The 15017-nt window shown below is 64.8% G+C and carries 13 protein-coding genes; 10 read left to right on the top strand and 3 right to left on the bottom strand.

Going from position 1 to position 15017, the window contains the following annotated elements; translation table 11 throughout:
- Positions 1-51 precede the first annotated feature (51 nt).
- The 4 genes from EOA78_RS13315 to EOA78_RS13300 are packed head-to-tail and all read left to right on the top strand — an operon-like array spanning position 52 to position 5893.
- Positions 52-1623: an NAD(P)/FAD-dependent oxidoreductase gene (locus tag EOA78_RS13315; RefSeq protein WP_127315526.1), complete on the top strand. Its 1572-nt coding sequence runs from the start codon at positions 52-54 to the stop codon at positions 1621-1623.
- Positions 1623-2102: a MarR family transcriptional regulator gene (locus tag EOA78_RS13310; RefSeq protein ID WP_127315525.1), complete on the top strand. Its 480-nt coding sequence runs from the start codon at positions 1623-1625 to the stop codon at positions 2100-2102. Before EOA78_RS13315 ends, EOA78_RS13310 begins: the two co-directional genes overlap by 1 nt.
- A gap of 46 nt (positions 2103-2148) precedes the next feature.
- Positions 2149-4302, top strand: coding sequence for an indolepyruvate ferredoxin oxidoreductase subunit alpha (locus EOA78_RS13305; RefSeq protein WP_127315524.1), 2154 nt, complete (start codon positions 2149-2151; stop codon positions 4300-4302).
- Positions 4295-5893 carry an indolepyruvate oxidoreductase subunit beta family protein gene (locus tag EOA78_RS13300; protein ID WP_127315523.1) on the top strand — a complete coding sequence of 533 codons (1599 nt, stop codon included), beginning with the start codon at positions 4295-4297 and terminating at the stop codon, positions 5891-5893. The genes EOA78_RS13305 and EOA78_RS13300 overlap by 8 nt, the downstream gene beginning before the upstream one ends.
- Positions 5894-5990: 97 nt before the next feature.
- Here EOA78_RS13300 and EOA78_RS13295 read toward each other — a convergent pair whose 3' ends face one another.
- From EOA78_RS13295 to EOA78_RS13285, 3 genes are all read right to left on the bottom strand, one after another.
- A complete protein-coding gene (locus EOA78_RS13295) occupies positions 5991-6446 on the bottom strand; it encodes a pyridoxamine 5'-phosphate oxidase family protein (protein ID WP_127315522.1) in 456 nt (151 codons plus the stop codon).
- A 294-nt stretch (positions 6447-6740) separates the two neighbouring features.
- The gene (locus EOA78_RS13290; RefSeq protein ID WP_127315521.1) at positions 6741-7067 is read right to left on the bottom strand and encodes a hypothetical protein; all 327 of its coding nucleotides are present in this window, start codon (positions 7065-7067) and stop codon (positions 6741-6743) included.
- 65 nt (positions 7068-7132) lie between these two features.
- Positions 7133-7558: a globin family protein gene (locus EOA78_RS13285; RefSeq protein ID WP_127315520.1), complete on the bottom strand. Its 426-nt coding sequence runs from the start codon at positions 7556-7558 to the stop codon at positions 7133-7135.
- 301 nt (positions 7559-7859) lie between these two features.
- Between EOA78_RS13285 and EOA78_RS13280 the strand changes: the two genes are divergently transcribed.
- From EOA78_RS13280 to EOA78_RS13250, 6 genes are all read left to right on the top strand, one after another.
- The gene (locus tag EOA78_RS13280; RefSeq protein ID WP_127315519.1) at positions 7860-8987 is read left to right on the top strand and encodes a PQQ-dependent sugar dehydrogenase; all 1128 of its coding nucleotides are present in this window, start codon (positions 7860-7862) and stop codon (positions 8985-8987) included.
- A 1193-nt stretch (positions 8988-10180) separates the two neighbouring features.
- Positions 10181-10990 (top strand): class I SAM-dependent methyltransferase, encoded by an 810-nt coding sequence (locus tag EOA78_RS13270; protein ID WP_245477489.1) that lies wholly within the window; start codon positions 10181-10183, stop codon positions 10988-10990.
- Positions 10990-12183: a glycosyltransferase gene (locus EOA78_RS13265; protein WP_127315516.1), complete on the top strand. Its 1194-nt coding sequence runs from the start codon at positions 10990-10992 to the stop codon at positions 12181-12183. Before EOA78_RS13270 ends, EOA78_RS13265 begins: the two co-directional genes overlap by 1 nt.
- Positions 12180-13097: an NTP transferase domain-containing protein gene (locus EOA78_RS13260; RefSeq protein ID WP_127315515.1), complete on the top strand. Its 918-nt coding sequence runs from the start codon at positions 12180-12182 to the stop codon at positions 13095-13097. The genes EOA78_RS13265 and EOA78_RS13260 overlap by 4 nt, the downstream gene beginning before the upstream one ends.
- Positions 13094-13972 (top strand): NAD-dependent epimerase/dehydratase family protein, encoded by an 879-nt coding sequence (locus EOA78_RS13255; RefSeq protein ID WP_127315514.1) that lies wholly within the window; start codon positions 13094-13096, stop codon positions 13970-13972. Before EOA78_RS13260 ends, EOA78_RS13255 begins: the two co-directional genes overlap by 4 nt.
- Positions 13969-14967: an NAD(P)-dependent oxidoreductase gene (locus tag EOA78_RS13250; protein WP_127315513.1), complete on the top strand. Its 999-nt coding sequence runs from the start codon at positions 13969-13971 to the stop codon at positions 14965-14967. Before EOA78_RS13255 ends, EOA78_RS13250 begins: the two co-directional genes overlap by 4 nt.
- Positions 14968-15017 lie beyond the last annotated feature (50 nt).

The following is a 15017-nucleotide window of genomic DNA, read 5'->3' as shown; positions in this document are numbered from 1 at the left end:
ACAAGATCATGCTCAAGCAAGAAAACATAGCTTAAGCGATAGGCCACGACGATGAGCGATATCGATCACATCATCGTCGGCAGCGGCATCAACGCGCTGGTCTGCGCGGCGATGCTTGGCGGCAAGGGGGCGAAGGTGCTGGTGCTCGAGCGCAACGACCGCATCGGCGGTTGCATGCGCACCGAGGAGATCACCGCGCCTGGCTTCATCCACGACGTGATGGCGACGACCTTCGTCCTGTTCATCACCTCGCCGGCCTATGCGGCGCTGAGCAAGGATCTGGCGCGGCACGGCCTGGAATTCTGCAACACCGGCACGCCGACCGGCGTGCTGCGGCCGGACGGCAGCTATGCCATCCTGCGCACCGATCGGCCCGCCAATGTCGCGGCTGCCAATGCGCTTGCCGCAGGCGATGGCGACCGGCACGGCAGCGACGTCGGCGAGATCGAGCGCAATGCCGGCCTGCTGTTCGGGCTGCTCGGCGGCAGCCTGTGGTCTTACCCCACGACCAGGCTGCTGGCGGGCGAAGCCTGGCGGCGCGGCCCGCGCGGCCTTGCCGCCTTTCTCGGCGATGCGCTGGTGCCGGCACGAGGCTGGCTGGAGAACACTTACCAGTCGGAGATCACCCGGGCGCTGTGGGCGCCCTGGGTGCTGCATGCCGGCCTTGGGCCTGAAGACGCGTTCTCCGGCCAGATCGCCAGGGTTATCGCCTTTGCGCTGGAAGCTGCCGGCGCGCCGATCGTCAAGGGTGGCGCTGGGAATCTGCTGTCGGCGTTCGAAGCGCTGATCAAGGAGCGCGGCGGCGTGATCCGGACTGAAGGGGACGTTGCCTCCATCATCCAGAGCGGAGGCCGAGCCACCGGCGTACGGCTGGCTTCGGGCGAAACGGTCACCGCGAAGACGAGCGTCATCTGCTCGGTCACACCGACCCAGCTCTACGGGCGGCTGCTCGGCGACGCGGCTCCGAAAGCCGACCTCGAGGCAGCGCAAAAATACCGCTACGGCAAGGGCAATTTCCAGATCCACTATGCCTTGGACAAGCCGCCCGCATGGCGCGGCGAGGGCCTGAACAAGGTCGCGCTGCTGCACCTGACGCCGGGGCTCGACGGCGTGTCGAAAGCCTGCAACGAGGCCACGCGCGGCATGCTGCCGGAGGTGCCGACCATCTGCGTCGGCCAGCCGCATGCGCTCGACCCTTCGCGCTGTCCGGACGGCAAGGCGATCCTGTGGCTGCAACTGCCCGAGGCGCCACGTCATATCAAGGGCGATGCCGCCGGCAAACTGCAGACACCGGCGGACGGCCGCTGGACCGACGCGCTGCGCGAGGCCTATGCCGATCGCGCGGAAGCGATCCTCGCCAGCCATATCGACGGGTTCAAGGACAGCATCATTGCGCGCCGCGACTATTCGCCGGCCGATCTGGAAGCGATGAACGTCAATCTGGTCGGCGGCGATCCCTATGGCGGCTCCTCGACCATCGATCAGTCGTTCCTATGGCGGCCGTTCAAGATGACCCGCAATCACGACACCGGGATCAAGGGCCTCTACCATATCGGCGCCTCGACCCATCCCGGCGCCGGGCTTGGCGGCGGTTCCGGCTTTCTGCTGGCGGGGAGGCTGTGATGGAACAGAAGGTTGAAAAGCGCCAGCGCATCTCGACACTGGGCCAGATCGGACTGCAGCAATTCGCGCCCTATCTGATGAACCGCATCATGGGCCGCTACAACGCCACTTTGCGCGACGATTTTCGCAAGCAGGGCCTGACCATCCCGCAGGTGCGGGCGCTGGCCGTTCTGTCGGTCGCCGACGGCGTCACCGTCAACGACCTTTCGGTGTATACCGTCATCGAGCAGTCGACCTTGAGCCGCACGCTCGATGCGCTCGAGGGGCAAGGGTTTGTGCGGCGCGAGCAGGGAGTCACCGACAGCCGTATCCGCCACGTGTTCCTGACCGACGATGGCCGCGCCGAATTCGCGCGCGCCTGGCCAGCCATGCACGATGCGTTCGAGGCCATGTTCGACGACATCGATGATGCCGAATATTCGGCGCTGATCGCGACATTGCAGAAGATGCTGAAGAACATCCGCAAGCACGACATCTGACTATCTTACGCGCCGCCATCCGGGCGGTAACGGAAGGAGCAAAAAAATGGCCGAACGGTCTTTTGCCAAAGAAGTTGAAAAGCTCAGGCTCGGCGCCGGCGAGGAGTTTTCCGGCGAGGGCATTCTCGCCATCACCAAGGCGCTGCTGCAATGCGGGGTCGGCTATGTCGGCGGCTATCAGGGCGCGCCGATCAGCCATCTGATGGACGTGCTGGCCGACGCGCAGGATATTCTGGGCGAGCTCGGCGTGCATTTCGAGGCAAGCGCCTCGGAAGCCACCGCCACCGCCATGCTGGCCGCATCGGTGCATTATCCGATCCGGGGTGCGGCGACTTTCAAGTCGACGGTCGGCACCAATGTCGCCTCCGACGCGCTCGCCAATCTCGCCTCCGGCGGCGTCACCGGCGGCGCGCTGATCATCGTCGGCGAGGACTATGGCGAAGGCTCCTCGATCATGCAGGAGCGCAGCCACGCTTTCGCCATGAAAAGCCAGGTCTGGCTGCTCGATCCGCGGCCGAACCTGCCGTCGATCGTCAAGGCGGTCGAGGACGGCTTCGAGCTATCGGAGATTTCCAACACGCCTGTCATGCTGCAGGTCCGCATCCGCTGCTGCCACGTCCATGGCCGTTTCATCGCCAAGGACAACAAGCGGCCGACGATGACGGTGGCCGATGCGCTCGACGCGCCGCGCCGCGACACCGGCCGCATCGTGCTGCCGCCCGCCTCCTTCCTGCACGAGAAGGAAAAGGTGCAGAAACGCTGGCCAGCGGCGGTCGATTTTATCCGCAAGAATAAGATCAACGAGTTCTTCGGTCCCGAGCACGGCTCGGTCGGCATCGTCATGCAGGGCGGCATGTACAATTCGGTCGTCCGAGCGCTGCAGCGGCTAAGCCTTGCCGACACCTATGGTGTCACAGACGTGCCGCTCTACGTGCTGAATACCGTCTATCCCTTGGTCGACGACGAGTTCCTGTCCTTCTGCGAGGGTAAGGACGCTGTGCTCGTCGTCGAGGAAGGCCAGCCCAATTATATCGAGCAGGCTTTCGCATCGATGCTGCACAAGGCCGGGCGCGGCACCAAACTCGTCGGCAAGGAGCACCTGCCGATGGCCGGCGAATACACCGGCCAGGTCATGCTCGACGGCATCGGATCGTTCCTGCGCGCCACCATTCCCCACCTGCTGCCGGGCGAAGTCCGCGCGCCGAACAAGATCGGCGACGGGCTCGACACCGCCGACCTGATCAACGTCGTTCCGGGACGTCCGCCCGGCTTCTGCGTCGGCTGTCCGGAACGGCCGATCTTCGCCGCGACCAAGCTGGTCGAGCAGGAGCTCGGCAAGCACCACATCGCCTCCGACATCGGCTGCCATCTGTTTTCGATCATGCCGCCTTTCGAGCTTGGCGCTACTACCATGGGCTACGGGCTGGGGCCGGCCTCGGCCTCAGCGTTCAATTCGCCCGATGCCAAGCGCCGGTCGATCTCCTTCGTCGGCGACGGCGGCTTCTGGCACAACGGCCTGACCTCGTCGGTCGGCAACGCGGTGTTCAACAAGAATGACGGCGTCATCGTCATCGTCGACAATTTCTATTCGGCGGCGACGGGAGGGCAGGACATTCTCTCATCCCGCGCCGGCAACAAGACGAAGTCGACCAAGCACCCGATCACCGAGGCGGTGAAGGGCATGGGCGTCAAATGGCTGCGCCACATCGACCGCACCTATGACGTCACCAAGATGCAGGACACGCTGCGCGAGGCGCTGACGACGGACGAGAAGGGCCCAAAAGTCATCGTCGCCTCGTCCGAATGCATGCTGAACCGGCAGCGCCGCGAAAAGCCGCTGGTCGACAAAGCGATCAAGGGCGGGAAAAGGATCGTCAAGCCGAAATTCGGCGTAGACGAGGACATCTGCACCGGCGACCATGCCTGCATGCGGCTGTCCGGCTGCCCGTCGCTGTCGGTGAAGTCGCTGGACGATCCGCTGCGCGACGATCCGGTGGCGCATATCGACCAGAGCTGCGTCGGCTGCGGCAATTGCGGCGAGGTTGCCGATGCGGCGGTGCTGTGCCCGTCCTTCTACCGCGCCGACGTGGTGCACAATCCCAGCCGCTGGGACCGTTTCCTCGAAGCCGCGCGCCGCGCCACGATCAGCCTTTTGCAGCGGCGCCGAGAAAGCCGGCGCCTGACATTCGCCGATGCTTGACGCCGTCCCCTCATCTCGCTCGAACGCCGGTGCTCCCGAAGACGAGCGCGTCATCAAGCTTGCCGTGCTGGCGGTCGGCGGCCAGGGCGGCGGCGTGCTCGCCGACTGGATCACCGACGTCGCCGAACGCAATGGCTATGTCGCGCAATCGACCTCGGTCGCCGGCGTCGCCCAGCGCACCGGTGCCACGATCTACTATGTCGAAATGTGCCGCGACACCGGCCGCCTGCCGGTCTTTGCGCTGTCGCCCTCGCAGGGCGACGTCGACATTTTGATCGCCGCCGAACTGATGGAAGCCGGCCGCGCCCTCATCCGCGGCTTCGTCACACCGGAGCGCACGACGCTGATTGCCTCGTCGCATCGCATCGCCGCGGTCTCGGAAAAGATCGAGCCCGGCGATGGCCGCGCCTCGTCCTCAAAGGTGCATGCCACGGCTGAAACGGCGGCCAAGCGCTTCATCGCCTTCGACATGGAGAAGATCGCCGCCGACAACGGCTCGATGATCTCGGCCAGCCTGCTCGGCGCACTGGCGGGTTCCGATGCCTTGCCGTTCACCCGTGAGAGCTACGAGCAGGCGATCGGCGCCGGCGGCCGCGGCGTGGAGGCCAGTCTCGCCGCCTTCGGCGCTTCATATGATCGCGCCCGCGGCATCGCGAGCGCGCCATCCCCAGGCGAAGAACCTGCGGAGCCGAAAGCTGCCGAGACCGGCTCGGGCGCGACGGCAAAGGTGAGCGGCCCGGAAGGCCTGCTGAAGGGCTGGCAGGACCTTGCGGCGCGCGTCGATGCGCTACCGGCCCCGGTGCGCGACATGGCGTTTCGCGGTCTGAAAAAGGTCGCCGACTATCAGGATATCGGGTATGGCGGCGAGTATCTCGACCGGCTAGACCGGGCGGTCGTCCTAGACAATGCCGAACAGGCCTACGCGCTGTCGATATCAGCGGCAAAGCATCTGGCCAACGCCATGTGCTACGATGATATGATCCGCGTCGCCGACCTGAAGACGCGCTCGACGCGCGACCAGCGGGTGCGTCGCGAGGTCGGCGTCAAGGACGGTTCGATCCTGCAGGTGACCGAATATTTCCACCCGCGCATCGAGGAATTCTGCGGCACGCTGCCGTCTGGCCTCGGCAGCTACATCGAGGCGCGGCCGAAGCTTGCCGCCTTCCTCGACCGCCGCATCAACCATGGCCGCCGCATCCGCACCGACAGTTTCGCCGGCTTCGCCGCTCTGTGGTTCATCGGCGGCCTGCGCCGGTGGCGCCGCCGCCTGCTGCGCCACAAGGTCGAGACCGCGCATCTCGAGCGCTGGTACGCGCTGGCGCTCGGGTATGTGCCGAAAGACTACGCGCTCGCCGTCGAGATCCTCAACTGCCGCCGGCTGATCAAGGGCTACAGCGACACCCACGCCCGCGCGCAATCCAAGTTCGATCGCGTGCTGTCGGCACTCGACCTGCTCAAGAGCCGGGACGACGCCGCCGACTGGATCCGGCGCCTGCGCGAAGCCGCGCTGAAGGACGAGAAGGGCGACATGCTCGACGGCGCGTTGAAGACCGTGGCGACGCTCGGAGATGGCTCCACGTCCTCCAACTGATCAGTGAGATCGGAACAACTCCAGACCAGCGTCGCGCAGCGTCCCGCATAAGAGGAGCGCTGCGGCAGCGGCGGCATCTACTCTGGGCAAAAAGCGCTTAGCAAGTGACAAGGTCTGTGTGGCCGAAGCCCTTGGAGTAATCGAGCACGGAGATGACCGTCGGAGTGACGCGGAATATGCGGACATCCTCCGGGGTCGGCATCGGAACTGGCAGCGGCGCGACCTGCTCAGGATACTTCAGCGGAAGCATACGCAAGATCTTGGCGGCTTCGGCCGGATCAGCCACCGCTTTCGCGTGCGCCGCCATGGACAGGCCGCTAATCGCCATCAGATCCGGAGTGTCGTGATCGATCGTCACCGACACCCGATCATCGCGCGCCAGATTCGCCGCCTTTTGGCTGTCCAGGCCGCAAAGGAAGTAGAGGGCGAGGCCTTCGTTCACGTAGCCGACGGTCGTCGCCTGCGGCCAGCCATCCGGCCGTAGCGTGGCAATCGTCATGATCCGGTGTTGGTCCAACAGCGTCAGGATCTTCTTTCTGAGCTCTTCGTCCATCGGTCGTCTCCATGATCGCGGGCAATCCAAATGCAGAGTGGGCAATTATCCGACCACTCAGCTGCTTTGGCGTTGACGCAAGTCAAACCATGACGCCCGACGAATCAGGCACCGTTGACGTGGTCGAACACGGAGACTTCAAGCGGCAGCGACTCGGGGTATCGCCAGTGCGAAAATCCACGCCCTTGCTTCGCCGCCGCGGTCGTTTCCTTGGAGAAAGAGCAGCTCGAAACCGACCTCATGGGACCAACCCGCAAAGGCGCTAGCCGCAATTCAGTCGTGGAGCCGAGCCGTTTACTGGGTGGACTCTACCTTGGCGACAACGAGCTTGCCTTGGGTGCGCGAGATTTCGAGTGCCTGGCCGGCCCCTGCCAACTCGCCCGGGACCGAGATCACGAACGCCTGGCCCTCGGTGAGGGTCGCGACGAAGCGTACTGGCAAACCTTCTTCGCCCGCCGCCATCGTGGTGACCACCCGGTAGCCGTCAGCCGCCTCCGTGAAGTAGACGACGCCGTGGAAGTTGCCGAGATCGACGCTCCCACCCTGACGGGCCGTGAGTTCGCCGGCAGAAGCGGAACCTGCCACAACGCAAAGCGCTGCAAGAACTGTGTATCTGAACATCGTATTTCTCTCCATTTAGAATTGTTGTTCGGCTGGATGCTCGCCTTTGGCTGCATCCAATAAAATCACGCTGCGAACTGATCCTCGCGGGCAGCCGCGATCATCACACTGGCGAGCAACCCATAGGCCGCCTCCCAAGCCTCGCGGACCGGCGGCGTAAAAGCTGGACCGAGGCCGGCCGCCAGCGTCTCGATGAGCGCTTGCCCGACAATCGGGTAATGACGCTCCTCGACGCCGTAGGTCACGTGACGCTTGGCGAGCACGCGCACTGCCGGGAGGATGGTGTCGGCACGGTCCAATCCGTGCACGACGAAACCCAGGCTCGCCATCAGCTTGGCGCCTTGCTTGGTCATGTCTCTCACCGGAAACAGCGCGCGAAGGTCCGCGTCGATCGCGAACAGGCGGTCATAGAACAGCGCCGCGGCGGCCACGCGGATCGGGACGACCTCGCGAAAGCTGTCCTGGACAAGTCTGATCTGGTCGGGTGTCATCGGCGACGCTCCTGCGTTCCTGGCTTGGGGTGACCATCGCCCCAAAGCGTTTCTCGTGCATGTCGCCTGCGCGCAGATGTGTTTCAGTTGTGTCTCGATGGTTTTCAGTTCGCGCTCATTTGTCTTCTTTTTCTGTAGAGGCGTGCTGAGGGTGCCTCATGCGCCGGGCTCATCTCGTCGGCACGGACATGGTCATGGCTTGAAAATCTAGGCGCGCGCCGGCTTGGAACCGCATCGGCAGTCGGCCATTATATCGGGGAGCCGACGGCTCCTCCCCACATCCCGTTCGGATGGAGAAATCATGCTGCGGATATTCATTGCTTCGTCTTTTCTTCTTGCCTTCGGTGCGCCCTCGACCACGCTCGCGCAGGACGGCAGTATCGAGAGCGAGACCGGCCGCATCGCGGTCGAGACCTTTGCCGAAGGGCTCGAACATCCCTGGGGCGCGACCTACCTGCCCGACGGCGCGTTGCTGGTCACCGAGCGTCCGGGGCGCCTGCGACTCGTCTCGACCGAGGGGGCGGTTTCCGATCCGATCGACGGTGTGCCGGACGTCCTCGCCACCGGACAAGGCGGTCTGCTGGATGTGGCGCTCGATCCGGACTTTGCCAACAACCGGACGGTTTATCTCTCCTACTCGGAGGAACGCGGCGGCGGCGCCGCCACATCCGTCGGCCGTGGACGTCTGGAGGAGAACGGCAGCGCGCTTACGAACTTCGAAGTGATCTTCCGGCAGGAACCAGCCGTGTCCAGCCGGCACCACTACGGCTCCCGCCTGGTATTCGCGCCGGACGGCAAACTCTTCGTCACGCTCGGCGATCGCGGCAAGGCGCAACAGGCGCAGGACGCGAACAATCATCTCGGCACGGTCGTCCGCATCAATCCCGATGGTTCTGTGCCTGACGACAATCCTTTCGTCGGCAAGGACGGCGCCGATGAGATATGGTCCTACGGGCATCGCAATGTGCAAAGCGCAGCGATCCATCCCGAAACCCGCGTGCTCTGGACGGCGGAAATGGGACCGCGCGGCGGCGATGAGTTGAACATTCCGCAAGAAGGCAGGAATTACGGCTGGCCCGTGGTTAGCTGGGGCCGGCATTATTCGGGCGAACGCATCCCCGATCCTTCGACCCGGCCGGAGTTTGCCGGCTCCATCCATAGCTGGACGCCCGTCATTTCGCCTTCCGGTATGACCTTCTACACCGGCGACATGTTTGCCGATTGGCGAGGCGACCTCCTGATTGGCGGACTGTCGGCGGAAGGCATCGTTCGTGTCAGGATCTACGGAAAGCAGGTCGCCGGCGAGGAAGTCCTCGCTCTCGGCAGGCGTATCCGAGACGTAGTGCAGGCTCCCGACGGCGCGGTAATGGCGTTGACCGACGAGCCAGCGGGAAGGATATTGCGACTGGCGCCGGCAGCGTCGCAGTGACCCCATGCGGCGCGACAGACTTCCGATGGAAAGAAGCGGTAAAAAACTGCCGCTGAATTTGTTGCAGGGCGTTCGGCCTACCCCTCGAAAACCGCGCAAAGCCTTGAGAAATGAAATAGTGGTGCGCTAGGGCATCAACCTGGCAAATTAATGCATTATTTGTATGAAAGAATACTAATGCGACCTATACCCCCAGAAATGCCCCCGTCGCTTGACGGTGCCCATTGACCGCAGTGAGGCGCGAACTTGGAATAGGAAAGTTGTTGCATTGGTGATGCTGGCACGGTCAGTTTGATTGAGTTTTGCAAAGTTTCAACGTAGCCGATCGAACTTCGTGCCTAGGAAAATCCTCCGTTTGCGGTATGCCGATGCAGATCGAGTCGAAAAGGCCGAGCTCTTCGAGAGGTTGCTTGCCGAAGGAAAGACGACGTCGGAAGCAGCGCTCGAAGCGGGAGCGTCTCGAGCATCGATTTATCGCTGGCGAAGCGATCCAGGGCTCTTCGAGCAAACCTCAGGGGATGATGAAGCGGTCCAGAGACAAAGACGTTGTTGCGTCTGCTGGACTGACTTTCGGTGGCGCCTGTCTCGGCAGGCGCTTCGTTACTCCATCCAGCGGCTCAGGCAAGGACGCTCAGTGCTCGGCCTGGACTGCCGGTTTTGAGGACGCGTGTTTTGATTGTTCGAAGCAAAGGCCAACGGTGGCGCCGTGATCGCTGCAGTCGGTGTCGGCGCCAGGGCAGCGACATTCTTGCCGAACTGTGCTTCTAGGTCGCGCCAGGTCGATTCCGGCCAGCGGTCGGCACCGACGATCCAGGCGGCGGACCGTGCAACGACGCGGCAGTCGAGGGCTTCCTCCCGTTCGCGAAGCTTCTGCCATTTCGGCACCTGCGGGGGCGAGGACGACCTTCGCCATGCCTCGCTGCAGGATTTTCGAGAACAGGCTAGTCTTTGCGCTTCTTGCTTGTTTCTGGTCTTGACAACATTGTTGAAAGCTGCGGCGTCACAGAGATCTATAAGACAGCGCGTCAAGCGCTTCATCTGTTCGGCTGATGCACAACATCGCTGGAGAATATAACCTGTAGTTGCTAACGAGACTGCGGCCGGAGACTTGCACGAAGATGGCGATGGAGGGAAGTAAAGTGCAACGGTCGGCGGCCTGTCCAATCTGCCGGACCAATGCCGGTCCGGTGGTAATGCGTGAAGCGGACTATAGCGGACGGCAATGCGCGTGCGGGGTCATTTATATCGATCCTCTGCCCGCTCATCCGGTGGACGCCACGATCGATCGTCACCACCGCGTCTATTATTCCGCTCCGGCGCGTGCGCGGGTCGGCTGGGTGAAGAGATTCACGCGGCGTGGACGGTTACTCGAGATCGGCTGCGGTGATGGTGAGTTTACCGCGGCGGCGATCCGGGCCGGTTTCACGGTCGAGGCGGTCGAGCCGGCAGAGGATCGCGCCATGCGCGTCGAACGCGCGCTGGGCATCAAGGTCGAGCGTGCGCTGATCGAGGACAGCCGTCTACCCGAGGGGCGCTACGACACCAGTTTTCATGTCGATCTGTTGAGTCACTTCCCCGATCCGGTGGCGGCGCTGACGGCGATTGCGGCCAAGGTGACGCTGGGCGGCACGGTCTGCTTCGAGGTCGGGTTGTTTTCCAATCTGTCGCCCTTCTGGCAGCGGCTGGTCGGGCGGCCGAACATGCCGACGCATCTGTGGTTCTTCGATGCGCCTGCGATCGAACGCTTACTGGACGAAGCCGGGCTGAAGCTGGTCGCAATGCGGCGCTACCCCGTCGGCCTATCGACAGCACTCAGTACGGTACTGGGCAGTGGGCGCGTCGCAGCCGCACCGGACAACCACGCCCCTCTCGCGCAGGGCTGGGCAGCCACGCCCTATTACCGGCTGCACATGTTCCTACGCTACGGGATAGGCCGGTGGCTCCCGATGGGCGGCCCGCAGACCGCGTTCGTGGCCGCACGGCACAAGAGCGGCAGCGCGTGATGTGCAAGGCACGCCGGATCATCATTATCGTCACCGCGCTACCGCGCTGGATTTCTGATTTCAACCAGGTCAGTACCGCGCTGGTCGAGGCGGGCTACGCCGTGGAAGTGTGGTCGCCGACCGACAACGGGCTCGCCAGCGCCGGGTGGGATTCCAAGCCGGCGATTGATGCCGCGCGCGATGCGCTGGCGCCAGGCATTGCGACGCGGACCATGCCATTCTCGCGCAATCGCGGGCGCCCGAGCCTTTTGCGGCTGGCGCGCGCCAGCTTGATGGCGGCGCGCGCGGCGCTGTTCAGTCCGGGCAGTGTGTTCATCCTGTGGTCGGCGCTGTCCATCGTGCTGGCTGGGCCGTGGATCAGGCTCACCAACCGGCATGCAATCCATCTGGTCACCGGACTCGGTGCATCCTTCTCAGTGTCGCAGCGCGGCAGCCTGACGACGCGGCTGATCTGTATTGGCTATCGCTTCGTCTTTGCTAGCCGGCGCGCGATCGTCATCGTCCACAATCACGAGGACAAGGCCGAGCTTATCAAGCGCACTGGGGTCGCGGCGGACCGCGTGATCGTCACCGGAGGCTGCGGCGTCATGCCGGAGGACTTCCCCTACAAGGAGGCGCGCGCGGTCGGCGCGCGTCCGACGATCCTTGTTCCCGGGCGATTGCTTCGCGACAAGGGTGTGCTGGACGCGGCCGCCGCATCGGGCATCCTGTCTGAAAGGGGCGTGGCGCATCGTATGGTGTTCACCTCGAATCCGATGAGCGGCCGCGTCGACGCGCTAACGGAAGCGGAACTGGCGCAAGCGCGCTCCTATCCCGATGTGGCGTTTATCGGATATCAGCCGAGCATCACCGCGCTGTATGCCGGGGCGGACATCGCCTGTATCCCATCCTGGTATCGTGAGGGATTGCAGACCGCCTTGCTCGAATCCGCGTCCTCGGGGTGCCCGATCGTCGCGTGCGACAATGTCGGGGTGCGCGATTTCCTGCGGCCCGAAATTGACGGACTGGTCGTGCCGCCGCAGGCACCGGCGCCGCTGGCCGATGCGCTGGAGCGGGTGATCCGCGACCCGGCCCTCGCCGAGCGGCTGCGGACCGCCGCCTACACCCGGTTCCTGTCCGGCTTCACCCGGCAGCACATGGTGGAGACGATGCTGGCCGCGATGCGTGGCACGGGCATCGAGACACCGCGATGAGCGGTGATGCATGGACCGGTCTGATCATGGCCGGCGGGCAGGGCGAGCGCATGGCGCGCTCCGGCGTAGTTGGACGCAAGCCGCTGGTCGAGGTCGGCGGCGTCAGTCTGCTCGAGCGCAACATCTGGATGATGGCGCGGGGCGGATGCCGACGCATCTTCGTCTCGCTGACCCGTACCGATGCGGTGCGTGAGGCGGGCAGGATCGCCGATTTCGCCGCGCGCGCCGCCGGCATCGGCGTGGCGGTCGCGCCCTTGATCGAGGAGGTGCCGCTGGGCAATTTCGGCGCCGCGACGATGCTGTCGGGCGAGGCTGGCGACGTGCTGGTGGTGTATGCCGACAATCTCACCACGCTCGATCTGGCGGTGCTGGCCGCCGCGCACCGTGCGTCCGGCGCGGCGATGACACTGGCGGCGCATGACGAGCCGTTCCGCCTGCCCTATGGCGCGCTCGATGTGGACGCGAACGATACCGATCTGCTCACCGCCTATCGCGAGAAGCCGATCTATCCGATCCTGGTCGGCAGCGGGCTGGCCGCCGTGACCGCTGCCGCGTTGAACAGCCTGCCGCAGGGCACGCCGCTCGGCCTGGTCGATGCCGCCAACCGGTTGACGGCTGGTGGCGCGGCGGTGCGGCTTTATCGCCACCAGGCTCCGTGGATCGACGTCAATGACGCCGCCAAGCTAGCCGCCGCCGAAGCCTTGCTCTTGGGCGATGCCACCTTCGACGCATGGTGGCCGGGGGAGGTCGCGCGCGAGATCCGCATCGCGGGCGGCAATGTCCGCTATGTCTGCGACGCGATGACGGAAGCCGGCGTGCTGCGGGTCCATGTCGGCGGGGCGGGTGCGCTCGGTGGCGACGAGCTGCCGGAGCCGTTGCGCCGCCGCCTGGCCGCACGGGGGCATGGCGCGTGATCGGCATCACCGGTGCGAACGGCTTTATCGGCCAGGCGGTGCTGCGCCGGATCGGCGAGGATGCATGCGTGGCACATGCCGGCCCTGTCGATGGGGAAGCGGACGGAATCGATATTTGCGATCAGCCAGCGCTGGAGGCGTTGTTCGCCGGGATCGACACGATCGTCCACCTTGCCGGGCCCAGTGCCGTCGCGGCCTCGTTCGAGGCACCGGTGGCATTCGCCCGCGCGCATGTGCTGGGCACTGCGACGTTGCTCGCCGCCGCCGAGCGGATCGGCGTGCGGCACTTCGTCCATGTGTCGTCGGCCGAGGTCTATGGTCGCCCGGACACCGCGCGCGTATCGGAGTGCGCGCCACTTCAGCCGCTCTCACCCTATGGCGCAGCAAAGGCGGCGGCAGAGCAACTCGTCTCGGCTGCGGTGCGGCGAGGGGCGCTGGAGTCGGCAATCATTGTTCGGCCCTTCTCTATCTACGGCCCGGGAATGCGCGCGAACGGGCTGGTCGGCCGGCTGGCGGCACAGGCGCGCCTGCGACAGCCGATGCGCATCTTCTCCGCCGATACGACGCGCGATTACCTGCATGTTGACGATTTGGCGCGGGGATTGCTGATGGCCGCCCGGCACGACGAACCGGGCCTCCTAACGCTCAATATGGCCTCCGGCACCGGGACGGACGTCGCCACCCTCGCCGCCGCCTTTGCAAGGATCGGCGGCGGACCGGACACGCTGATCGTCGAGGGGCAGGGCGACCGATCCCGTGCGCTCGACATCGCGTATCTCGTCGCCGATGTGTCGCTGGCGCGCGAGGCGCTTGGCTGGCAGGTAGAAGTCGCCCTTTCCGACGGCGTGCGCGATTGCCTGGGTGGGATGGCGTGACCCGGACGATCCTGGTCACCGGTGCGCAAGGGTTCATTGGCCGCTATCTGGTGCGCGCCTTGTGCGATCGCGGCGATTGCCGGGTGGTTGGCGTCGGGCGTTCGCCGGGCAACGCAAAACGTTTCACGCACAAGATCTATTACGGTGGTGCCGAGCGCGTCGCGCCCTTGCCAAATGCCCTGGTGCCTGATGAGCCGAACTATGCCTATGTCGCCATCGATCTATCGGACGCGGCGGCGGCGGCGCGGCTAATTGCGAAAACCGCGCCGGACATCATCTTCCATCTTGCCGGATCGCTGCGCGACGAACCGTTCGATCGGCTGGTGACCAACAATATCGTCGTCACGCACCATCTCTGCGATGCGCTGGCGGCGCGCGGCACGGTGCTGGTGTTGGGATCCTCGGGCTCGATCTATGGCGAACTCGGCGGCGAGGGCCTGCCGCTGGTCGAAACTGGCGCGACCGAACCGATCGACTTATACGCCGCAACCAAGCGCGCCAGTGAGGACATCGTGCGGCTCGCAACGCGCGAGGGAAGGATCGACGGCCGCGTGGCTCGCATCTTCAACGTCGTCGGTCCTGGCCAGGAGGAGCGCCATGTCGCTGGCCGTATCGCCAGCCAGCTCGCCGAGCTGAGACAGGGGCGTCGCAATGGCATCGCCCTCGGTCCACTGACCGCGTGGCGCGACTTCATCGACGTGCGCGACGTGGCCGATGCACTGGTCGCGATCGGCCTCGCCAGGGCCGGCGATGGCCTCTACAACGTCGCGTCGGGGTGTGAGACGCAGATCGCCACCGTCTACGATCTGCTCGTCGCAGCGACTGGGATTGCCGACCCGCCGCTCACGCAATTGCCGGGGCGGGCTGTGGATATCGCGCGGCAAGTTGTCGATAGCAGCCGGCTGCGTGCGCTCGGTTGGCAGCCCCGTGTCGGTCTTCCGCAGAGCCTCGGCGACATCATGCGCTACTATCTTGACCTGGAGACCGATGCGTGAGGGCGGCCGTCCTCGGCGTGGACATCGGCGACAGCCAAACGGAGCTCATT

This window comes from Mesorhizobium sp. M5C.F.Cr.IN.023.01.1.1 (genome assembly GCF_003997585.1).
GTDB classification, from domain to species: Bacteria; Pseudomonadota; Alphaproteobacteria; order Rhizobiales; family Rhizobiaceae; genus Mesorhizobium; species Mesorhizobium wenxiniae.
Note: the sequence above shows the minus strand (reverse complement) of the source record. Positions and strands in the feature narration are given on the sequence as shown.